The organism is Pseudomonas hydrolytica (assembly GCF_021495345.1).
GTDB lineage: Bacteria > Pseudomonadota > Gammaproteobacteria > Pseudomonadales > Pseudomonadaceae > Aquipseudomonas > Aquipseudomonas hydrolytica.
In genome coordinates this window covers 4,636,693-4,658,891 of sequence record NZ_CP099397.1, presented here as the reverse complement: position 1 = coordinate 4,658,891, position 22,199 = coordinate 4,636,693, and the positions used below count along the sequence as shown (strand labels likewise).

At 57.4% G+C, this 22,199-nt stretch carries 17 protein-coding genes, 1 tRNA gene and 2 pseudogenes; 5 read left to right on the top strand and 15 right to left on the bottom strand.

Annotated elements, in window-relative coordinates:
• Positions 1-155 precede the first annotated feature (155 nt).
• The 4 genes from L1F06_RS21985 (at position 156) to L1F06_RS21970 (ending at position 4,743) form a co-directional block, all read left to right on the top strand.
• Positions 156-1,871: an HsdM family class I SAM-dependent methyltransferase gene (locus L1F06_RS21985; protein ID WP_252576695.1), complete on the top strand. Its 1,716-nt coding sequence runs from the start codon at positions 156-158 to the stop codon at positions 1,869-1,871.
• Positions 1,871-2,953: a BsuBI/PstI family type II restriction endonuclease gene (locus L1F06_RS21980; protein ID WP_129482568.1), complete on the top strand. Its 1,083-nt coding sequence runs from the start codon at positions 1,871-1,873 to the stop codon at positions 2,951-2,953. The genes L1F06_RS21985 and L1F06_RS21980 overlap by 1 nt, the downstream gene beginning before the upstream one ends.
• Positions 2,954-3,039: 86 nt before the next feature.
• Positions 3,040-3,912, top strand: a complete 873-nt coding sequence (locus tag L1F06_RS21975) for an HAD family hydrolase (protein WP_129482569.1) — start codon at positions 3,040-3,042, stop codon at positions 3,910-3,912.
• A 15-nt stretch (positions 3,913-3,927) separates the two neighbouring features.
• Entirely contained in the window at positions 3,928-4,743 is an 816-nt protein-coding gene (locus L1F06_RS21970) for a hypothetical protein (RefSeq protein WP_129482570.1), read from the top strand.
• Positions 4,744-4,779: 36 nt separating this feature from the next.
• On the opposite strand, the pseudogene L1F06_RS25015 reads toward L1F06_RS21970, so the two are convergent.
• The 10 genes and pseudogenes from L1F06_RS25015 to L1F06_RS21920 all read right to left on the bottom strand — a co-directional run.
• Positions 4,780-5,336: pseudogene (locus L1F06_RS25015) on the bottom strand (Fic family protein); the annotation flags it as partial.
• 15 nt (positions 5,337-5,351) lie between these two features.
• On the bottom strand, positions 5,352-5,492 hold the full coding sequence (locus tag L1F06_RS25045; protein WP_252576693.1) for a DUF4172 domain-containing protein: 141 nt from the start codon (positions 5,490-5,492) through the stop codon (positions 5,352-5,354).
• Between the two features lie 527 nt (positions 5,493-6,019).
• Positions 6,020-6,274, bottom strand: a complete 255-nt coding sequence (locus L1F06_RS21955) for a bacteriocin immunity protein (RefSeq protein WP_129482571.1) — start codon at positions 6,272-6,274, stop codon at positions 6,020-6,022.
• A gap of 4 nt (positions 6,275-6,278) precedes the next feature.
• Positions 6,279-7,544 (bottom strand): pyocin-S2/colicin E7-DNase domain-containing protein, encoded by a 1,266-nt coding sequence (locus L1F06_RS21950; protein ID WP_129482572.1) that lies wholly within the window; start codon positions 7,542-7,544, stop codon positions 6,279-6,281.
• 201 nt (positions 7,545-7,745) lie between these two features.
• Positions 7,746-8,042, bottom strand: coding sequence for a LasR-specific antiactivator QslA (locus L1F06_RS21945; protein WP_129482573.1), 297 nt, complete (start codon positions 8,040-8,042; stop codon positions 7,746-7,748).
• Positions 8,039-8,308, bottom strand: a complete 270-nt coding sequence (locus L1F06_RS21940; RefSeq protein WP_129482574.1) for a hypothetical protein — start codon at positions 8,306-8,308, stop codon at positions 8,039-8,041. Before L1F06_RS21940 ends, L1F06_RS21945 begins: the two co-directional genes overlap by 4 nt.
• Before the next feature lie 570 nt (positions 8,309-8,878).
• Positions 8,879-9,475, bottom strand: a complete 597-nt coding sequence (locus L1F06_RS21935) for a dCTP deaminase (RefSeq protein WP_129482575.1) — start codon at positions 9,473-9,475, stop codon at positions 8,879-8,881.
• A gap of 1 nt (position 9,476) precedes the next feature.
• A complete protein-coding gene (locus tag L1F06_RS21930; RefSeq protein ID WP_129482576.1) occupies positions 9,477-10,817 on the bottom strand; it encodes a nucleotidyl transferase family protein in 1,341 nt (446 codons plus the stop codon).
• Between the two features lie 251 nt (positions 10,818-11,068).
• The gene (locus L1F06_RS21925) at positions 11,069-11,836 is read right to left on the bottom strand and encodes a helix-turn-helix domain-containing protein (protein ID WP_129482577.1); all 768 of its coding nucleotides are present in this window, start codon (positions 11,834-11,836) and stop codon (positions 11,069-11,071) included.
• Between the two features lie 5 nt (positions 11,837-11,841).
• Positions 11,842-12,060 carry a plasmid-related protein gene (locus L1F06_RS21920; protein WP_096825472.1) on the bottom strand — a complete coding sequence of 73 codons (219 nt, stop codon included), beginning with the start codon at positions 12,058-12,060 and terminating at the stop codon, positions 11,842-11,844.
• 126 nt (positions 12,061-12,186) lie between these two features.
• Here L1F06_RS21920 and L1F06_RS21915 point away from each other — a divergent pair, with 126 nt between their 5' ends.
• Complete coding sequence (locus L1F06_RS21915) at positions 12,187-12,945, top strand: hypothetical protein (RefSeq protein ID WP_034008526.1); 759 nt, start codon at positions 12,187-12,189, stop codon at positions 12,943-12,945.
• Positions 12,946-13,023: 78 nt separating this feature from the next.
• Here L1F06_RS21915 and L1F06_RS21910 read toward each other — a convergent pair whose 3' ends face one another.
• From L1F06_RS21910 to dnaG, 5 genes and pseudogenes are all read right to left on the bottom strand, one after another.
• Entirely contained in the window at positions 13,024-14,118 is a 1,095-nt protein-coding gene (locus L1F06_RS21910) for a tyrosine-type recombinase/integrase (RefSeq protein WP_129482578.1), read from the bottom strand.
• 127 nt (positions 14,119-14,245) lie between these two features.
• Positions 14,246-14,322 (bottom strand) — tRNA-Ile (locus tag L1F06_RS21905).
• Between the two features lie 16 nt (positions 14,323-14,338).
• A pseudogene (locus L1F06_RS21900) lies at positions 14,339-18,073 on the bottom strand (EAL domain-containing protein).
• 149 nt (positions 18,074-18,222) lie between these two features.
• Positions 18,223-20,070 (bottom strand): RNA polymerase sigma factor RpoD, encoded by a 1,848-nt coding sequence (gene rpoD, locus L1F06_RS21895; protein ID WP_012019874.1) that lies wholly within the window; start codon positions 20,068-20,070, stop codon positions 18,223-18,225.
• Positions 20,071-20,137: 67 nt separating this feature from the next.
• A complete protein-coding gene (gene dnaG / locus L1F06_RS21890; RefSeq protein ID WP_012019873.1) occupies positions 20,138-22,129 on the bottom strand; it encodes a DNA primase in 1,992 nt (663 codons plus the stop codon).
• Positions 22,130-22,199: the final 70 nt, after the last annotated feature.

Genomic DNA, 22,199 nt, shown 5'->3' with positions numbered 1-22,199 from the left:
CGCAATAGCGGTCGGCGTGGATGCCGAATCCTGTAGAATCTCGGCCCGCGAAAAAAAGGGGGAATATGACTCACATGGCACAGGCAAAACAGGCACGGCAGGCAGACCCAGCGGCTGCGGAATCCCCGAGCCAAATACTGGCCTCAGCCAGAGTCATGGCCCGCGCCTTGGCAACTACTTTCCCAGTAGATCATCAGTTGGCCCTGGCGCGTGCGTTCGGCGTCCGGCTGATCGAGGCTTGGTGGCGTGGCCTGACCAGCGTCGATATCGTTCCCCAGGAACTGCGCTCGCCACTCCAGCCGTTCCCTACCGAGCCGCTTCCAGAGGCCGCCGCTGCACTTGCTGAAACCATCGGCCGCACAGCAGCGAGTTTTGATGCCGAGACAGCCGCCTATCAGATAGGCCTGACTTACACCGGCATGCTCCCGGCTGAACATCGCGGGGAGTACGGCATTTTCTACACCCCGCCCGTCCTGACCGCCCGCCTCATCGACCAGGTAACGGCCGCCAATGTCGACTGGACAAAGTGCCGTGTACTTGATCCAGCTTGTGGCGGGGGGGCCTTCCTTGCTCCCATAGCCCAGCGGATCATGATTGAACTGAAGGATTGCAGCCCGAAGCTGCTGATGCAGAGCATCGGCAACCGCTTGCGCGGCTACGAGATCGATCCCTTTGGGGCTTGGCTCAGCCAGGTCACCTTGGACGCCGTGGTACTTCCGATCAGCCGGCTGGCTGGGCGCAAGCTGCCTGTCATGGTGACTGTTTGCGACTCGCTGCGTCGTAGCCCACCGAAAGACCGTTTCGACCTCGTAATTGGTAATCCTCCATATGGACGAGCCAAGCTCGATCTAGAAACTCGCGAACGCTACAGGCGCTCGCTGTATGGTCATGCCAACCTGTATGGGTTGTTCACCGATTTGGCCCTACGTCATACCAAGTTGGGCGGCGTGATTGCTTACGTGACACCGACCTCCTTCTTGGCCGGAGTCTACTTCAAGAATCTACGGGCCCTGCTGGGACGCTCAGCACCACCGCTGACCATCGATTTTGTCACCGCCCGTAAGGGCGTTTTTGATGACGTGCTGCAGGAAACTGCTCTTACGACCTATCGTCGAGGCGCTGATAGCGCCCCGGTCGTCGTTGCCGAAATTGCTCCCTCCAAGGGCGGGCTTGAGATTCAGCAGACGGGCGAGATCGCTCTCCCTGCTGACCCATCGCAACCTTGGCTCTTGCCGCGCACAACTGAGCAAACCGCGTTGGTCGAATGCCTGACCCACATGCCTCATCGTCTGGCCGACTGGGGTTATGGCGTGAGTACTGGCCCGCTGGTGTGGAACCGTTTCAAGAACCAGCTAGCCCAGCGTCCAAGCAGTAAACGCCTGCCACTGATCTGGGCCGAGGCAATCACAGCCGACGGCCGTTTCGTGTTCCGTGCGGACAAAAAGAATCACGCTCCCTACTTTGAGCTGAAAACCGGAGATAACTGGCTTGTGACCACTAAGCCCTGCGTCCTATTGCAACGGACCACGGCCAAGGAACAGAGTCGCCGCCTGATTGCTGCGGCGCTCCCCGCCGAGTTTTTGGAAAGGCATGGTGGCGTCGTGGTCGAAAATCACATCAACATGATTCGTCCAATTACCGAAGCGCCCCAGGTTAGCGCCGAGGTGCTGGGGGCATTCATCAACAGCGTGGCTGCAGACCGCGCATTTCGTTGCGTCAGCGGCTCGGTTGCAGTCTCGGCCTACGAGTTGGAGTCGCTGCCGCTGCCTGCGCCTGAGGACCTCGTGGAGCTAACTAGATTGGTCGATGCTGGTGCCGACCGAGAAGCCATTGAGGCCGCATGTAGTCGATTGTTTGAAGGAGATATGTAGTGCTGCCACCGTATGTACCAAGGGAACTGGTCGCTGAGAGGCTCCCGCTGATCTTCCCGGAAGGAACTCCGAATCGGGTCTACTGCACTCGCGAGCTCGCGGCCAGCACTGTATTCGCAATGCTGTATATCGGTGCAATTGAGCACACGGACGTTCGACTGGGGCCGGTGCATGTCTATCGCATGACCGATTTGCAAGCCGTGAATAGCAGCGATGAGCAACGCCTTAGCTACAGATCGAATCTGCGCAAGAAATCGTTCGAGGTTCCAGGCAAGCGCTGGTATGCGGATAACACCCGCGAACCCATCCGCGATGAGACCCTACGAGAAGGTCTGGTCGCCGTTGGCGCTGTCATGGAAGACAAGGACGTGCCCACCACATCCGGTAAGCCGCGTTATGCACTCAAGTCTGATCTGGCGGCCTTGTTCGACCCTGAGCTCCAGGGCGAAGAGTTGGCAGCCGCCATCCTCAAATGGCAAGACGAACACCTGAACAAAGGCGCGCTTGCCCGCATTTCGTTGATGCGCTTGGGCGCGGTCGATCAGGAAGGCGTACTTGTTCACTTCCCCAACGGTGAAACGCGCACCCTGTCCTATGGCCCTAGTTCGCTGATTTCTCGTGCTGTTGTTGAGGTCTTCGCCAAGCGGTTCCTGGAGAAGCCTGCTGTGCTCTGGCTCAGTGAGTCGAGCAACAAGGTAGCCATGCAGGATTTGCGCATGGCATCGACCATTGGTCTAGATATAGAGGCTCAGAAAAACCTGCCTGACCTGATCTTGGTAGACCTCGGGCCGAAACATCCCCTGATTGTATTTATCGAGGTGGTTGCAACCGATGGTGCGATCAATCCTCGTAGGCAAGAAGCGCTATTTGAGCTGACAGACAAAGGTGGTTTTAAGCGTTCGCAAGTAGCCTTTGTAACTGCTTATGCGGATCGGCAATCGGCGGGGTTCAAAAAAACCGTCACGTCTCTGGCCTGGGGGTCGTTTGCCTGGTTTATGAGCGAGCCAGACAAAGTAGTGGTGCTGCGTGATGGTTTGGTTCGCCTTTCAAGTTTGAATGATTTTTTCATGTTTCCGGATTAAGTCTTAATATTGGAGCTGTTCTTCAAATTGGGCGGGTATAGCTCTTCGCCTGGCTGCTTTGTAAATGGATGTTGGAGGCTAGGTTGATGTCAAATTACAAGACTACGGTTATTACTGATCTGGATAATACATTATTCGACTGGGTTGAACTCTGGTTGAATTGCTTTTCAGCGATGCTTGATGAAATAGTCCGTATAAGCGGGGTGCCAAAAGAGGTTCTCATTCCAGAGATTGCTGCGGTACATCAAAAGCATGGGACTTCGGAGTATTCCATGCTGATTGAAGAGTTGCCATCTTTAGAGAATGTGTTGAACGGGCGGCCTGCTGTTGATGTGTTTGCTAGTGCAGTGCAAGCTTATCGTGATCAACGGCGGAAGTATCTGGTGCTATATCCAGGCGTTGCTGAAACTCTTCAGGAGTTGAAGGCGCGTGGCACAAGAATCATTGGGTACACAGAGTCCATGGCGTTCTATTCTAATTATCGTGTCAAACGTTTAGGGCTGGATGGAGTTTTTGATTTTATCTTCTGCCCGGCAGACCACGTACTACCGGAAGGGGTTTCTGTCGATGATCTTCGCTATTATCCAGCTGAGCACTACTCACTACAGAACACTGTACAGCACTTCACGCCCAAGGGCTCAAAAAAGCCTGATACCAAAGTTTTGGAGGCGATAGTCACCGATCTTGGTTTGACAAAATCGGAATGCATATACGTCGGCGATAGCCTCATGAAAGACATTGCTATGGCAGCTGACTGCGGGATTGAGAATGCTTGGGCTAAATATGGGCAAGCGCATAGTAGGAAAGAATATCGTTTGCTTCAGGATGTTACGCACTGGACTCCAGAAGAGGTAGCGAGAGAACAGAGAATTCAAGCTCGTGTGGATGTACATCCAGACCATACTCTGGAGGTGGGGTTTTCTGAGTTATTGGATATATTCGTTTTTCGTAAATTTTGAACAGGGAGTTTGAAGATGGCGAATATTGATGGCAAGGAGGTTGTCGAGATCTGGAAGGTGGTTGTTGGTGTTCAGATGCATTTTAATGACATCAGCATGCGAATTAGAAGTATGTTTGTTACTATCCTGCTTGCATTGTTTGCATCTCTTGGTTTTTTGCTGGATAAAAATCTTGGATTGCAGGTGGGGGATTACTATGTCCAATTTGCTACGATATTGCCTTTATTTGGAATCCTAGGTACTTATCTTTTTTATTTTATAGATCGCTATTGGTATCATCGCTTGCTAGTGGGATCTGTTAAGCAAGGGCTTTTTATTGAATCTAAGTTTAGATCAGAGCTTCCCGAGCTTTCCTTGACAGATGCGATAGGTAAAGAAAGCCCATATGAGCCGCGTGGATTTGCACGAATTCTTGCAAAGTTAATTGTTAGTGATGATCGCTTTCCTCAAACCGGGAAATTGCATTCCGATGGGAAGGTTGAGTTTTTTTATAAGTCGGTCATGGTTGCTCTTCTCGGGACTGTCATTCTTGTTGCAGTTTTTGGTGGTGTAGCTCATAAACCTGTTTTGATCGAGCCGGGTGCAGGGCGGCCCATTAGTGAGGCTTCCACAGAAAAACAGTTTAAGCGCATTGAATCTTCAGCCCAAGAAAAGCTGAAAGCGCTAGATGGGCAGCAAGAGGAGCCAAAACAAAAATCTTCTGCGGGGGTTGTTGCTCATGAGGGCATGTCAAATAAAATTAATGAGCCTCAATCAGCTCAGGCATCTAAAACTAGTACGAGGGTGAGTCCGGTCGAAGTAGAAGTGGATAATCCTCAAAATAATAAATAGAGCCTATTCTGTCCGATTACTGTATTGAATAGCATGCTAAAAGATTAGTCTTGCTGCCCGGTCTCCAATTGGTAATCGGCCCAAACAGCCCTTCTCAACAACGTTACTCCGATGGTGCGGAGCTGTGGCTTTAGAGTCCGTGGTGACGGCTTGGTACTGGGCCGCGCTGATACTGTTCTTGAAACTGGGGTCGTTACCATCGAGCAGGCGGTTGAGTGCTTTGATTTACTCCGCCGATAGCGTTCGGACTGCGAGTCCCTGCCGGAAGCACGCCTCACCAGTCGCCGATCTACTCGCTCAAGGGCCTGTCCAGACTATTGAGCAGCGTCGCGAGAAACCATTGCAGCCAGGCGGAGATATCTAGGGTGCCTTTCTGGATGGCTTCGAGGATTCGGTGGTAGCCGGCTCGGTCGTCGAGGATGGTAGCGGTCATGGCATATAAGAGAACGGCCTGCTGTCTCCTCTGGGCCAATCCAAGCCCGGTAATGACGCGCGTCAGGCGACGGTTACCGTCATCGAAAGGGCAGAGTAACGAACCAAAAAAGGACGATGCCAGCTCGCAGAAAGGGATCAAGTCTGGCACCGCTTCGGCTGATCTGCATTCGGCCTCACTCCCCACAGCGCTGAGCATTACTGACAAACGTCCTTGAGCCGGACCGTAAGCGCGCAGCAGCGGTGCAAGCGTTTTTGGCTTGCCAACTGAAGTGTGGCCAGTCGGACTGTTGCCAGATCCAGAGCGGGTCATTCATAAGGTGGGCATCTACGAGCCGATTAGCGAGCCTATTCGGCTCATTTGGTGAGCCGATAATGCCGGCTATTCGGCTCACTGTCCCATCTTCAACCGGGCTGGTCTGGCTTGGGTGGCATACCTAATCAGTGCTCCTGGTTCAATTCTTGAAGGCGCTTCAGTACTTCGTTCCGACTGTTCCAATCTGATCGCAATGAGGAGTACTAGGCACGCGCCAAAGCCAGCGCTGATAGGTGTTTGCGCTGTGCACGGCACGCCTATGCATGCCTTGGGTGCCGTCTCCAACCCCCGTGCAGACTGTTTTTCAGGCGAACGGAGTGCCGCCACCTTTTATCTTGCCCTTCGCCTTATCCGCACATTCTGAACTACTGGGTTGAGTAACTAGGTGGCGGAAGTAGGCGTTTAGGTCGCGGGGGGCGAGGGTAGGTCAGCGCTACTCGACCGCATACGTCATGCCGCCATTTTTGGCGGCATGACGGGATGGGTACCAGTAGCTGATCACTTTGTGCTCATACGATGATTAAGGGGCTAGGCTATTTTGAAGCCAGGTAGTCCGTTAGCGATGCGCCAAGTTTTGACTGTTTGCAGAATGCCTTCGGGGCTGTCATCTGCACCAGGCTCAGGGTAGTAGAGCAGATCGGACCCCGCCGGGTGCTCTGCAACGGTGACAAAGTGCTCTAGTAGTCTGTCACGTTCACTTTCTGTCGCTGCACTCTCAATCGCTCGAATCAACTCTAGAAACTCATCTTGCGTGTAATCGGAAAAATTGCTTTTCAAGTCCATTTGATTAACCCTTTTTATGAAGCTCAATATGATGTTTTGGCGTCGTAACGCCTAAGTTTTCAACATCGTACACGGCGCCACCCTCGGATATTGCTTCAATGTGATGGAGCTCATAGGCGCGTCTTTTTCCCGCATGTTCAGAGGAAGGCGCAACTGGGGAAAAGCCTTTTGCCATGTCCTTCGCATTTCGCTCGTTAAACTGCCCGCTCAAAAACGGATCACCACCGACGGCAGTCCAAAATGCCCGCCTAAAGTCATCGAAGCTGTTGAACCGCCTCCCTCGTAACTGGTCGGCAATTTGCGAGGGAATCGGAGCTCCCAGCTCCCTGCCTGCATCCGCCAACCAAATGCCCGTTACGTCCTTCCCTTGCCCTGTCACTACACCTGGTTCGTCACGAAGGCTCAGCGCGATGTAGATCGGCTGAATATCGGTGCTGGGGAACCAGATGATTGCATCCTGGTAGTCAGGCGGATGTACGGGGTTAACCAGAATGTGATCAGACTTGTCGGTCGGTGGATACACCCACACGGCTGGCAGCGCAGGTGCCCCTTCTAGCGCCGGAATATCCAGCACTTCGTTCGGATCGGCAGCGGGCGTCCAGATGAGTTCGATACCTTGGCCTAAATCGGCGACGAACTGATCACCGCGCGGAAGAGCTGCAATGACCGGAACATTCTCCCAGCTGGCTTTGCCGCCGGTATAAAAACCATAGACGTCGACCGAACCGTCGGGAAGGTGCTTGATGTTCAATCGCGCTCGGGTCCGCCCCATATTGAGCGCTGCGTATTGTTCCCTGGTGTAGTAGGCGCTGTCTGGGGACAGGCTATTGTTGGGCAAAAGCATGGCAATGCTGCCCAACGCAGTACCAGCGATTACGCCAGCCGTTGCAGCACCCTCTGCCAGACCTAATGCGATACTGCCACCCAGGCGCGAGGCCAAGGCCGTGCCCGATGAAGAACCACCCACTAACTGCAACTGTGTCCCGGTTGCGGCAATGGCGCTCCCGGTAGCCAGCACTGCCCACTCGCCGTAGGTTTTCAACGACTCCAGAGGGATGAAGTTGCCGGGTTGCCGATGGTCGATAACGCCGTCAGGCAAATTGCAGGATTTGGCAAATACACAGCCTGCCTGCTGAAGCTCTTGGCGCGGCGCTTCTGGCTGCACGTCCATTACTAGAGTGCGGGCTGGTTGTCGGTCGAAGTCGCCGTTATAGGGCTCAGCTTTTGGCGCAGGCCGCTCGTCTCTGTTGTTGGGCACATAGCCGCTCATTCTCGATCCCTCGAATTGGTATGGCATAAGCGCCGGCATCTTACCTTCAAGCTTGGGCACCGTGCCTACGTATTAGCTTCAGAAGGTTCTGAAAATTCCAGTAGCTTGGGTGGGTCATCAGAGCTGGAGGTGTGAAAGCCTATGTTGGCTCGTATGTCATATTTAGCGTGAGCCGGCTAGGCCGGCTCACGAACATCTGCTTTATAGCGCTAGGGTGAGTGTGTGGTCCGAGTGGCCGCAGAGTCCTTGTGAGCATATGCGTTGCTGGATCCGACTGAGAAAACCCACTTCGAAGGCTCTCCGTTCTATTGCACATGGCAGTAAGTCGCGCTCGGCGATCATGACTGCCCAGAGCCAACCGGTACGAGCGTTGTCGAGCCAGGTCTGGGCCAGCATCACTCCTTGATTAAATGCTTCGCTGCAGTCCGCAGCCCAGGTGATCTCTACCCCTGGGTGGCCGTCGTAAGGTGGCAGGCAGGTCATTACACCTTTGCTCATCTCGCACCCCCTCGCGCCTCGGATAGGGCGCGACGATAGAGCACGACCATCTCATCGAGCAGATCCAGAGCTGAGTAAGCAGCGATCCGCACGCGCAGATCATCTGGCTGCAACCCATCGGGTTCGGCTAACTGATCCAGCAGATTGCTTAGCATGACGCCACGTAGTTCAGCTGCAGCTTCAGCGGGTAGGGGAGAGCGTTCGGACTCATGCAGCGGGCTTCGCTGTAGTGGAAAAGGTACAACGCAGGATTCGAACTCAGCCATGGCGCACCTCCAAGTTTGAGGTGGACAGCAAGACCAGAAGCCCAAGGCGGAGCTCTCGGGTAAAAAAGGGGTAGCGCATTTTCCTTGTGCTCCTCAGACGATTAAGGAGCCGTCACCCGCCGTTGTCACTCGGATATGGGTGGCGGACCGTGCGGGGGTGACAAACCGGCGTCCGAGGGAACCGGCCAGGCAAAAGCCTGCCCCACACGGCCCGCCATAGAAGTTAAGCAACCAAGCAATCGTATGCTGGTGCTTAAACTATGGCGCTACCGCGCCTCGAACGAATCGGGTTGTCACACCCGGTCGTGGGACTTACCACGACGGGCGCACTCTAGCCCGAGGGTTTACGAATGGCAACATACTGGGGCGTAGGAGGGAATGATCGCGTAGGAGGAGGCTTGGTCGGAGCTGAAGCCAGCAAGAAAGATTTTCAAAGCTCTTCAGCGCCCTCCGCTTCGAGAAATGCTTAGGGAGGCGGCCTGAAGATATCTACCAGAAGCTGTCGGCCGCCATAGACTGACTCCAGCCTTCAGCAGATCGTTATGTTTTATGATGGGGTTAGTGTTTGCATTATTTGTTGCACGGCGCTTCAGCGCTAAATAAGCCCGTGTCCTTATGGAATTCAGAGCCCTGGGGTGCGTTGGTCAGATACTTTCCAGGGTTGCTATGGTCGTAACCACTATGTGCTGTGCTGCTAAGTTTAACTAATAGTAAATGACAAATGCGCATTCCTGGAAATATTCTAATTGGCGCAATTGATGAATTATGAATCTCAAGGGTAATGGGTCTGGCAAGCCCCGCTCCGAAGCCGGGTGATACATAGGTTGATAAGATTGTATTTAGACCTAGTCTGGCCAGGCCTGATATGTTGGAAATATGGCCTGCTAAAGAATTCGAAAAAGCAATTCCTTCAAGGGTAGAGCCGAGTATGAAGTCGCCGGGTAAAAGGAGGTGTCCATTAGATGGGGTGATGCGCTCGGCAATACAAGTCGGGTACGTCTCCGGCCTGCGAATATCTACCTCGTGAGATGTGTAAGAGGGTATTATTATGTTTTCTGACAGGTGCAGGCAAATGGAGGCGGATCTTATATCAGGGATGGTATTGTGTGAAATAGAAAAATCACCATTCTGAATGGCTTTTCTAATTTCAATATCCGAAAGAAACATGTCATGCCCCTCGCTTCATCGCCGCGTTGATGACTTGCTTGGTCCCGAATGGGACAAAATCTTTCCAATTTCTTTTGGATGACACTAGCTCTCTAACAAGAGTCCCGGTGACGTTTTTCATCATGAAGTCACTGTGAAGAGGCTGAAAGGCTATGACCTTCATGCCGGCCTGCTCAAGAAGTTCTTTTTTGTACAGCTCCCAATTACTAAACAAGCGTATATAGTGAACTATATCTGCAGTGTGATCTTGCTTAAGGTGGGGGATCGCTACTTCTGGATTGTCAATCTCAAAAGGAATAATCTGATACCTCTCAGGCGGAACTCCCCATCGCTCTAGTGACAGCGCTATCATCCTCTTTCTGTCTTCAAAGGTGAACGGGTTGCCTTCGGGTGTACCACGATGAGGAAGTATCTCGCATTCGCTAACACAATTTATGTTTGGTTGAGTAATGCCGATAAGGCATGTCTCAGAATTCGCAACTCCATGCAGAATATACTCGAAATGCTCATGGTGGAATGGTTGAAACCTTCCGTGAACCATTCCAATCTTGTCTCTATTGTTTGACTTTGCGCCGTTCAAGTAAGGAGACAAAGCTTTGCTTCTTTGGTCTAGGTTTATATTTATTCCACGCTCCCAGAGATCGTCAAATGTTTCAACAAAATAGGGGGCGAGGGAGTCGTCGTTGTTTTTTCCATCAAAAATGAGCTGCGCATTCTTCCAGCCGGATGAGTCTGCTTCATATACTGATAGTGCCGTAACACAGTCATCTATTATAAGCAGTCTTAGTGGTGGCTTTTTAGGATACAGCCTGACCTCGAAGTGATAGCCGTCCTCTCTTAGTTTGGCTAGGGTCGCTATCGTGGCGATAATTTTATTTCTGTATTCAGTTTGAAGTTTTTTGTTGCTGCTTAGGCGCTCAAGATCATCGCTAAATGGATCCATTAGCATTATCTTAACGAGATCTGGATTCTTGTTTCTTCTAAAAAAATCGACTTTCTCTAGTGTTTCTCTAAGAAATTTCTCGCCAGCTATGCCAAGAAATTTAAAGCTACTCTTTGTTCTTTTTGAAAGTTCTTCGGGTGGGGTTTCGGATAGTTTTTTAATTGAAGTTAGCCCGATATTTGTTGATCCAATTATGACCTCTTTGAAGTGCATAAGTGCCGCATCAAATCCTGCTGTTGATGCAATGCTATATGATACTACAATGCCAATGAAAAAGAATGATGCCGAAATGAAGTAGGATACTGGGTCTGAGATGCTAAAAAAAACATAGGCAGCAATGGTAATTGCTGCTAGGAGAACAAGTAGTGCGATTATTTTATCGGGAATCCTGCGTGGCATGCTGGGTATTTCCTTATGTGTTCATATGGGTGTTGTGGCGTGCCGAGGTTGAAAGTTATAGATTCATAGTAAAGTCAGAATTGGTCATTGGCTTGCGCCTGGTGCTATTGCTCTTATGGTTAGTTTATTGAGTGCAATATTTCTCGCTGGTTGGCCATTCTCCCGTTCAATATCAGTAAAAGCAAGATAAGAGCTGAACGCCCTTCACCAGTTAGCTATGGCTAGCATCGGAGGGTGTCTTGGGTATCTGCTTAATGATCGAAGGGAGCGTATGCGATTCGTGGTGCTGCCATTACATGGCGACTAAAGGTCTTTTGGGCAATGCGCTGAGCGTCCTCATGCGATATTCCGCCTTGAACCAGACGTTTCACATAGTCCGCTTCAGACAGCCCTGGCGCATTCTGTGGATGCATGTGGCTCGCTGTCCGTCGAATGACAGCGTTCAACCAGCGTGATGGGGAAGTACGGATGGTTCCCTTGGCCAGGGCGCTCAACAGTTGGGAGGTGATCGCTTCCTGTTGATCAGCAGGAGCGGAGCTGATCAACAGGGCGACCTGTTGACTCTCCGATGCACCAAGCCGCGTCAGTTTTGCCGTGCGGCGTACTGATGATTCATATGAGGGTTCATATGGTGGTTCTAGGGGTGACATAGCTATGTCACCCTCCCCCTGACATAGCTGTGTCACCCCGGGGGTGACAGTGGTGTCACCCTCCCTGGCGATGTCACCAGCCGGGGGTGACAATTTGTCGGGGTAGGTCAAAGCGAGTGTGTAGCCGTTGGAAACCTGCCGGCCGCTGGCATCGAATCGAGCGTCCTTCCTAAGCAGACCGGCAGTCAGCAGGGTTTTGATAGTGCGTTGGACGGTGCGCTCCGAAGTACTGCACTTCGCTGCAATCGTCTTCATCTTCGGCCAGCAGTAGCCGTGATCATCTGCGTTATCAGCGAGCGCCATGAGGACTAGCTTCGGCACAGGCGGGAGCGGCTGCTCCCATGCCCAGTTCATGGCTTTGATGCTCATAGCGATCAGGCTTCTTCGATGACGCGAGCGACTGCAGAGGTTTTGAAATAGATCCGCCGGCCGATCTTGACCTTGCACGAGCGCAGCTTCGCGGACAGCTCGTTGTCGCCGCTCAGGGAGATCCTCAGGCCGTTTTTGCTGCGATGTAGCACCTCTGCGAGCTGCTCGAGGGAAAGCAGTGGTGATCCTCCGTAGCGGTTGAGCAGGGTTTCTTCGACTGTCATCTTGCGACTCCTTGTAGGGCTTGCGATACACTGCGCTCATTACGCGAAAAAGGCGTAAGAGTCCTAAAAAAATACTAAATGTCCATATTTTAGACATTTAGTCCTTTTTATGATCGAAGGCTTACGATGTCAAGCACGATTGAAGACCGCGTCATTCTGATTCTGAAGGAGCAGATGACTCCGGCTGACCTTGAGAGCCTGAAGGGGCACGAAGGGCCGTTCTCAGCGCTGCTCAGCCTGTGGAGTCAGCCGCCGTACGCTGGTCGCGGCTTCTGGGAAAAGCTCTCCCAGCTCACAGGCATTCCGTCTGCCCGGTGGCGTAGTGCGTTCTCGCGCAAGCAGAAACCGACCTCAGCCATGATCGAGTCGGTTGCCCACCTGTGGCCGAAATATGCGTTCTGGCTGGTTACTGGCGTGACCGATGCGGCCAATGGTCATGTGGCGCCATTAACGGCGCTGACCTTCCCTGAGTTTCTTCATGCGGAGCAGCCTGGTGCCGATGCGTATTTCAGCAAGGCCATTGCCCTGGCAAAGCGACTGTATGAAGAGGGTGAGGTCGATCTGGAGAGCGATGAAGCGCGTCTTGCGGCAGTTGAGAGGACGCTTCCCTTTTCGCATTGGGTTGGGAGTGATCTGGTTGACGTGGCTTATCGACTGGCGGCCAGCGATGAGTACCAGGAGCTTGTCAGGGCTTGGGAGGGCCGAGAAGAGTCTCGTGCTGAGTATGTTGGTCGGGTTCTAGGCACTGATCGCCCGTGGGAGCGGCAGTTGGAAGAGAGGAAATCTCTCGGCCTCACGTCGGCCCCAGTATACGGACAAGACCCTCGCGTCACGCACCAGAGCAGCTGGGATCTTTTCTACAAGCCAGGCAGCGAAGATGCTTGAAGGCTGGTGACTGGAGCTGGGTCAGTTTCATGCCCTCAATGAGCTCGCTGAATATCGCCCCGGCCGCGTGGTATTTGATCAGTTGTCAGAAGTTTGCTTACTGTGCCTGGTCGTTTTCCTCTCTAGCTTATCCAGCTTGCTGACAAGGTCTTCAGCACGCAGGTGCGTGTAGCGCTTGAGCATCTGCATCGACTTGTGGCCGCTGATGGCCGAGACCTCCTGATCGGATAGGCCGCCTTCGACCAGCCGGCTGACCGCCTCATGACGTAGATCGTGGAAGCGCAGGTCGGGCATCCCAAGCTTCTTCTTCAGCAGCCCCCAGGTTTTGGTGAAGGCATAGGGGCGACGTTTCTCGTCCTTACCTGGTTCACCGAAGAACACCAGATTGCAGTCTTTGGGGCGAACAGGGTTCTCCAGGGCGGCCCTGAATGTTTCGGTTGCCAGCTTGGTAAGGGGAACGGTACGAGCACTGTCGTTCTTGGTGTCTGCGAGCCGCACCACGCGCTTTTTCAGGTCTACCTGATGGCAACGTAGGCCGGTTATCTCCGACGACCTCATGCCCGTTTCCAAGGCGATTCGGACGATCCAGCCCAGCATGGGGTTGCTGTGGCTGTTCACCGCAGCGAGCAGGCGCTTTTCTTCGTCGGCGGACAGTCGGCGGTCTCGGCCGTCTCCAGGGCTCGGCTTGCGGATACTAAGCACCGGGTTGAAGGTAAGGCCCAGGCCCCATTCCTGAATAGCTACTGTGAAAAGGTGGCTGAGAAGGGCCAGTTCAAGCCGCACGGTATTGTTGCTGGTGGGGAGGCCGCGCTTGCTCAGGGTGCCGAGCCTTGTGTCCCGGTACTTGGCGATGACTTCAGCGGAGAGGGCGGCCATGGAGTATTTGCCAAGGTGCTGGATCAACTGTTTGGCCTTGGTGGCTTCGGCTTTGCGCGTAGTGGGCTTCTTGCTGGGCGTCACCTCGGACAGGTAGCGCTCTAGAGCTTTCTCCAGCGTCATGCGCTCGGAGCCGCTGCGCTGGATGTACACGCCGCGCACCATTTCGTCTTCGGTGCGGCGTGCCCAGTCTTCGGCGTCGCGCTTGGTGCGGAAGGTTTTGGCGTTGGTTGGCCAGCCCGTTTTGCGGACTACGGCTTTCCATGTGCCGGCAGGGGTTTTGACGATTGTTGCCATCAGATAAGGACTCCAAAGGCAGACTGGCTAACCAGTACTGTACCGATTTTGTACCTTTGGACCATAGGCTGATCCAGATGCCACAACCCTAAAAAGCTTAAAGCCGCGCAGTGCGCGGCTTTGAAGGTGGTGGGCCCACACGGACTCGAACCGTGGACCAAAGGATTATGAGTCCTCTGCTCTAACCAACTGAGCTATAGGCCCCCAGAAGGCCGGCGGATTATACCGACGCGTTCTCGCCAGCGCCAACCGCTTGACCTGGCGGGAGAAATTTCCGGGTGAAGGCTTCTGCCGAGAGTGGGCGGCTGATCACGTAGCCCTGGATCTGCAGGCAGCCTTCGGCGGCCAGACAGAGTTCCTGGGCCTTGGTTTCCACCCCTTCGGCGATCACCGTCAGTTGCATGCTCTGACCCAGGGCGATGATGGCGCGGGTGATCGCCAGGTCGTGCGGGTCGTCCGGCAGGCCGCGGACGAAGGACTGGTCGATCTTCAGCACGTCCAGCGGCAGACGCTTGAGGTAGCTGAGCGAGGAGTAGCCGGTGCCGAAGTCGTCGATGGCCAGCTGCACGCCGAGCTCCTTGAGCCTGTGGAGTATGTCCAGGGCATCACCGGCCTGGTTCATGATGAAGTTCTCGGTGATCTCCAGTTGCAGCAGCCCGGCCGCCAGACCGTGCTGTTGCAGCAGTTCGCCGATGCGCGAAACCAGGCTCGGCTGGTGCAGCTGGGCGCCGGCAAGGTTGACCGACAATGTGCCGAAGCCCTGGCTGTTCTCCTGCCAGCATTGCAGCTGGCGGCAGGCCTCCTGCAGCACCCAGTCGCCGAGCGGCAGGATCAGCCCGCTTTCTTCAGCCACGGGGATGAAGCGATCCGGCGGGATGTCGCCGAATACCGGGTGCGGCCAGCGCACCAGCGCTTCGGCGCCGACCAGTCGCTGGCTGCGCAGGCAGAACTTGGGCTGGTAGTAGAGGCACAGTTCGTCGCGCTCCAGGGCGCGGCGCAGTTCCTGTTCCATGGCCATGCGTTCGTTGACCTAGAAGGTCAGCGAGCGTGTATAGAACTCGCTGCGGTTGCGCCCCTTGGCCTTGGATTGGTACATGGCGGCATCGGCGTTCTTGACCAGGGTGGCGACATCCGCGCCGTCCTTGGGGTAGAGGCTGATGCCGATGCTGGCGCTGACGAAGAACTCGTGGTGATCGATATCGAAGGGGGCGGTGAAGCAGTCGAGCAGCTTCTGCGCGACCTGATCGGCGTCCTCTGCCTGCTGCAGGCCCGGCAGCAGGATGATGAATTCATCGCCACCGAGGCGGGCGACGGTGTCGATGTCGCGCAGCTGCAGTTTCAGGCGCGCGGCGATGGCCCTGAGCAGTTGGTCGCCAACCGGGTGGCCGAGGCTGTCGTTGATCTGCTTGAAGCGGTCGAGGTCGAGAAACAGCACGGCGCCGGCGCGGTCTTCCGCGCGTGAGCCGTCCAGCGCGCTGCGCAGGCGGTTCTCGAACAGCAGGCGATTGGGCAGGCCGGTCAGCGGGTCGTGGTGGGCCTGATGGTCGAGGCGGGCCTGGGCGTGCTTGAGGCTGGAGATGTCGGCGAACACGCCGACGAAATGGGTGATTTGATTATCGGCGTTGCGCACCGCGCTGATGGTCAGCCACTCGGGGTAGAGCTCGCCGTTCTTGCGCCGGTTCCAGATCTCGCCCTGCCAGTGGCCGTTGGTCGCCAGGCAGTGCCACATGGCGTTGTAGAAGGCCTGGTCATGCTGGCCGGAGGCGAGCAGGCTGGGGCGCTGGCCAAGGGCTTCGGCCTCGGCATAGCCGGTGATTTCGGTGAAGGCGCGGTTGACCGCGGTGATGCGTTGTTCGAGGTCGGTGATCATCACGCCTTCGGCGGTGCTTTCGAACACCGTGGCAGCCTGCTGCAGTTCTTCCTGCATCTGCTGGCGTTCGGTGATGTCGCGGGCGATGGTCAGCAGGCAGTCCTCGCCGCCGACGGGCAGCGGCTGCGCCGACAGTTCGCAGAGGCGCAGCTGGCCGCTCTTGGTGCGAACCCGGGCGATCATGTCGCGCACGCTGCCGTGCTGGCGAATCCGCTCGACCAGGCGCTGACGATCCTGTGGGTCGGCCCAGATGCCCAGGCTGAGGGTGCTCTGGTTGGCCACTTCGTCGAGCTGGTAGCCGGTGATGCGGGTGAAGCCGTCGTTGGCCTCGATCAGCAAGCCATCGCGCATACGGCTGATCAGCAGACCGTCGGGCGAGGCGTGGAAGGCTCTGGCGAACTTTTCCTCGGAGATCTGCAGCTGCTGCTGGGTGGCCTTGAGCTGGCTGATGTCGCGCACCACCACCACCAGCGCCGGCACGTCGTCGAGCTGGAAGGCTTCGGCCGATATCAGGCCGGTGAACAGGCTGCCGTCGGCGCGGCGAAAGGGCATCTCCAGGTTGCGCAGGTTCTGGTCCTGCAGGCGTAGCAGCAGGTTCGGGCCGATGCCGGGAACGCCCCAGATGTCCAGCTCGGTGGCGGTCTTGCCCAGGGCCTGCTCGACGCTGACGCCGGTCTGCTCGGTGAAGGCGGCGTTGACCTCGAGCAGCACACCATCGGTGCGGCGGGCGATGACCAGAATGTCCGGGCACTGCTGGAACACCGAGGCGAACTTCTGCTCCGACAGGCGCAGGGCATGTTCGGTCTGCTTGGCCTCGCTGATGTCGATCATCAGGCCACGGACCACCTGCTGATCGCCGCGCTGCAGCAGGGTGACGATGTCGCGCACCCAGACCACATGACCGTCGGCTGCCAGCAGGCGATATTCCAGCGCGTGATCCTCGCCGGCGGCGCATTGCTCCAGGCAGCGGCGCAGGGTGCGCTGTTGATCATCCGGGTGCAGGTGGCGTTGCCAGAAGCCGGGCTGGAGCCAGTCCTCGAGGGGGTAACCGAGCAGCTTCTCGGCGTGGGGCGAAACGTAGGTGTAGGTCAGCCCGCTGGACTCCGCTTCCCAGGTGATGGCCGAGAGGCTTTCCACCATGTCGCGAAAATGCTGCTCGCGGCTGCGCAGTTCCTGCTCCAGCGCTTCGCGGTTGCGCATTTCGCTGTTAAGACGGCGATTAATGCGCAGGATGATGGCGATGATCGCCAGCAGGCCGAGCAGCGCCGGCAGGCCGTAGGGCAGGGCTTCGCGCCAGGCGCTGCGCTTGTCCAGCACGCTGCCGATCCAGGGTGTCTGCAGCGCCGCGACTTCGGCGGGGCTGAGTTCGGCGAACAGCTTGTCGAGGATGCCGGCCAGTATCGCGTGATTGCGCGGCGCGGCCATTGCCAGCTGGTAGCGATAGGGCGTTTCACCGCTGATGTACAGGCCGTCGAGCTTGAGCTGGCGCAGGCTCCAGACGCTGGATGCCAGATCGCCGACCAGCGCATCCGCCTGGCCGGTGGCCAGCGCCTGCAGCGCCGCGGCGACGCTGGGCAGTGGCATCAGGCTGAGGTCCGGGTGCTGCTGGCGCAGCAGCTCGTGCGGGGCGTAGTCGGCCACCACGGCGACCTTCAGGCCATAGAGGTCTCTGAGCTTTCTGGGCTGCGGCCCGCCGTTGCGGGCCAGGATGACGATGGGGAAGTCCAGGTAGGGGCGCGTGAAGACCAAGTAGTCCTGGCGCTCGGGCGTCGACATCACGCCCGGTAGCAGATGTATCTGGCCGGCTCGGGCCTGGTCCAGCACCTCGCTCCAGCTGCTCGGCTCGACAGGCTGCAGCTTCAGGCCGAGGCGGCTTTCGATCAGCCTGACGTAGTCGGCGGTCAGGCCCTGGTAGCGGCCCTGATCGTCACGAAACTCGAACGGAGGCCAGGAAGTATCCACGCCTAGGCGCAGCTCCGCCTGGGCGGCCAGCCAGGTGCGTTCCTCCTCGCTGAGAGTCAGGGCAAGGGCCGGGGTCGTCCAGTACGCCAGGCACAACAACAGAATGGCCGGCAAGCGCGGCATGATCGCCTCTTTGATAGCAACCAGTGTCCGTTGCAGTGTAGCCCCCTGCCGGCACGGATGGCAGTTTGACTTCACTGGCGGCGAGCGCTCGGGAGAGAAATAGGGGGGGCTGGAAGCAAAACCCCCGGCCTGGGCCGGGGGGTCTGGTCTTACTCGTCGAGGAAGGAGCGCAGGTGCTCGCTTCGCGTCGGGTGACGCAGCTTGCGCAGCGCCTTGGCTTCGATCTGACGAATACGCTCACGGGTGACATCGAACTGCTTGCCCACTTCCTCGAGGGTGTGGTCGGTGTTCATGTCGATACCGAAGCGCATGCGCAGGACCTTGGCTTCACGGGCGGTGAGGCCGGCCAGCACTTCGCGAGTGGCTTCCTTGAGGCTCTCGACGGTGGCTACGTCGATCGGGGACTGCATGGTGCTGTCCTCGATGAAGTCGCCCAGATGCGAATCTTCGTCGTCGCCAATCGGGGTTTCCATGGAGATCGGCTCTTTGGCGATCTTCAATACCTTGCGGATCTTGTCCTCGGGCATTTCCATGCGCTCACCCAGCTCTTCCGGAGTGGGCTCGCGACCCATTTCCTGCAGCATCTGACGGGAGATGCGGTTGAGCTTGTTGATGGTCTCGATCATGTGCACCGGAATACGAATGGTGCGCGCCTGGTCGGCGATCGAGCGGGTGATCGCCTGGCGAATCCACCAGGTGGCGTAGGTCGAGAACTTGTAGCCGCGCCGGTATTCGAACTTGTCCACCGCCTTCATCAGGCCGATGTTGCCTTCCTGGATCAGGTCGAGGAACTGCAGGCCGCGGTTGGTGTACTTCTTGGCGATGGAGATCACCAGTCGCAGGTTGGCCTCGACCATTTCCTTCTTGGCGCGGCGAGCTTTCGCCTCACCGATGGACATGCGACGGTTGATGTCCTTGATCTCGGCCAGGCTCAGGCTGCACTCGGCTTCCAGGTCGGCCAGCTTCTGCTGGCAGCGCTGGATGTCGCCCTGCAGGTTGCCCAGGGCTTCGGCGTACTTGGCCTTGCCCTTGGCCAGGTCGGCGGCCCAGTCCATGTCGATTTCGTTGCCCGGGAACAGGCGCAGGAAGTCGGCACGCGGCATGCGCGCATCGCGTACGCACAGCTGCATGATGGCGCGCTCTTGCGCACGCAGACGGTCGAGAGCGTCGCGCACCTGGGTGACCAGGGCGTCGTACTGCTTGGGCACCAGCTTGATCGGCATGAACAGCTCGGCCAGGGCGGCCAGCTCTTCGGTGGCCTGCTTGCTGCCACGACCGTGCTTCTTCAGGGCCTTCTGGACTTTCTCCTGCTGCTCGGCCACGGCGCTGAAACGGCGAGCCGCTTCTTCCGGGTCCGGGCCGCCATCGCCTTCTTCTTCCTCGTCGTCGCCGCTCTCTTCGTCTTCTTCGTCGTCGCTCTCTTCAGCGGCGGCGCCTTCCTTGACGGGAACGGGGGCGGCGGCTTCGTCGGGCACGCTGCCGTCATCCGGGTCGATGTAGCCACTGAGGACTTCGGCCAGGCGGCCGCCCTCGGTGGTGACACGGTTGTACTCGGCGAGGATGCCTTCGACGGTGCCGGGGAAGTGAGCGATGGCGCTCATGACTTCGCGGATGCCTTCCTCGATGCGCTTGGCGATTTCGATCTCGCCTTCGCGGGTCAGCAGTTCCACGGTGCCCATTTCACGCATGTACATGCGCACCGGGTCGGTGGTGCGGCCGATATCGGTCTCAACGGCGGCGAGGGCGGCAGCGGCTTCTTCGGCTGCAGCCTCGTCGGTGTCGGCTTCGGCCAACAACAGGGCGTCCGCATCCGGAGCACTCTCGAATACGTTGATCCCCATGTCGTTGATCATGCGGATGATGTCTTCCACCTGTTCCGGATCGGAAATGTCTTCCGGCAGGTGGTCATTGACCTCCGCGTACGTCAGGTAACCCTGCTCGCGACCACGGCTGATCAATTCTTTCAAACGAGATTGCTGTTGCGCTTTTACGGACATAACACCCTATCCACTGAAGGTCTTGGCGGGCTGAAAACAAGCCGCGGATTATACCTGAATAAGACCCTTACGCGCCAGTTGGGGAGGGGGAGACTGGTAATGCGTTACGGCTTAGCAGGGCGCGCAGCTGATCTTTTTCCTCTGCGCTCAACTCACTTAGGCGGGCCTTGCGCAGCAACTGCTCCAGGCTGCGCTCGCGTTGGCGGGCTGCAAGAGTAGTTATAGTGTCGAAAAACTGTTGTTCAAGGTTGTCCGCCGAAATCAACCATTCCTTTTCCGCCAGGGCCCGTAGTAGACGGCCCTGTTCGGTGCCGTGCCAGCGCGCGATCAGTTGCAGCGAGCGCATGCCGGGGTTCTTCTGCAGGGCGCCGACCAGGGCCACCAGCAGTTGCGCGTAGGTGTCTTCCTCGTCGGCGAAGTGGCTGACATCCTCCACCTTCTGCGCCAGTTGCGGATGGTGCAGCAGGGTGCGCAGGGCGCTCAGATGCGGCGATTCGACGCTGACGGCGGTGCGCGGCGCGCGCGGGGCGAAATCGCCCTTGCCCTTCTTGCTCCACTTGCCGCCTTCTTTCTTCCAGTTGCCCTTGCCGCCGTCGTTGCTGCGCTCGTAAGCCTGCTGCTGGGGCGGGGCGGGCTGCTCGTAGCCGCCGAGATCCGGCATGGCGTCGTAATAGGCGCTATCGGGGATATCGCCGTAATCCGGATAGTCGCTGCTGGGCGCCTGGCTGATGGTGCTCGGCGCGTGGCTGCGCGGGGCGCTGGCCACCTGGCTGAGGGCCTCGCCGGAAAGACCGGTGATCTCGCTCAGGCGCTGGCGCATCAGGGCGCGCAGGTTGTTGCCGGGAATCTTGTCGATCAACGGCGCGGCCAGGGTCACCAGGTGGGCCTTGCCTTCCAGCGAGCGCGGGTCGGCTTCTTCGGACAGCTGCTGGAAGAAGTAGTCGGCCAGCGGCTGGGCATGCTGGTTGATGCGTGCGCGGAAGGCGTCGGTGCCCTCGGCACGCACCAGGGTATCCGGGTCTTCGCCTTCGGGCAGGAACAGAAAGCGCGCGCGGCGGCCGTCCTGCAGGCTCGGCAGGGTGGATTCCAGGGCGCGCCAGGCGGCGTTGCGCCCGGCGGCGTCGCCGTCGAAGCAGAACAGCACGCTGGGCACGATGCGGAACAGGCGCTTGAGGTGCTCCTCGCTGGTGGCCGTGCCCAGGGTCGCCACGGCATTGCGCAGGCCCTGCTGGGCCAGGGCGATGACGTCCATGTAGCCTTCGACCACCATGATCTCGTCGAGATCGCGGTTGTGCTTGCGCGCCTCGTACAGGCCGTAGAGCTCCTGGCCCTTGTGGAACACTGCGGTTTCCGGCGAATTGAGGTACTTGGGCTTGTCGTCGCCCAGCACCCGGCCGCCGAAGGCGATCACCCGGCCGCGGCTGTCGCGGATGGGGAACATGATCCGGTCGCGGAAGCGGTCGTAGCGCCTGCCGTTGTCGGCGTTCTCGATCAGCAGGCCGGCGTCGATCATCGCCTTCTGCTGCAGGGCGTCGCCGCCCAGCTGCTTGAGCAGGTTGTCCCAGCCGGGCGGGGCGAAGCCGAGGCCGAAGTCGCGGGCGATTTCACCGGTCAGGCCGCGGCCCTTGAGATAGTCCACGGCGTACTTGCGCTGCGGGTGGCTCTTCAGCGCCTGACGATAATGCTCGGCGGCGGCCTCCAGCAGTGGGTAGAGCGGCGAGTCCACCGGCTGGCGCGGTGTGCGCCCGCGACCACCTTCCTCGCGCGGCACGTCCATGCCGGCGCGCTTGGCCAGTTCCTCGATCGCCTGGGGGAATTCCAGCTGATCGTGGTCCATGACGAAGCCGAGGGCATTGCCGCCGGCGCCGCAGCCGAAGCAGTAGTAGAACTGCTTGTCCGGGCTGACGGTGAAGGAGGGGGTCTTTTCCTTGTGGAACGGGCAGCAGGCGCTGTAGTTCTTGCCGGTCTTCTTCAGCTGGATGCGCGAACTCACCACATCGACGATGTCGGTGCGGTTGAGCAGGTCATCGATGAAGGATTGCGGAATCAGGCCGGCCATAGGCGCTCAGCATACTGTCCGGCGCGAGCGCGGGACAACGATTGGTAGAAAAGCAAAAACTCCGCTCACT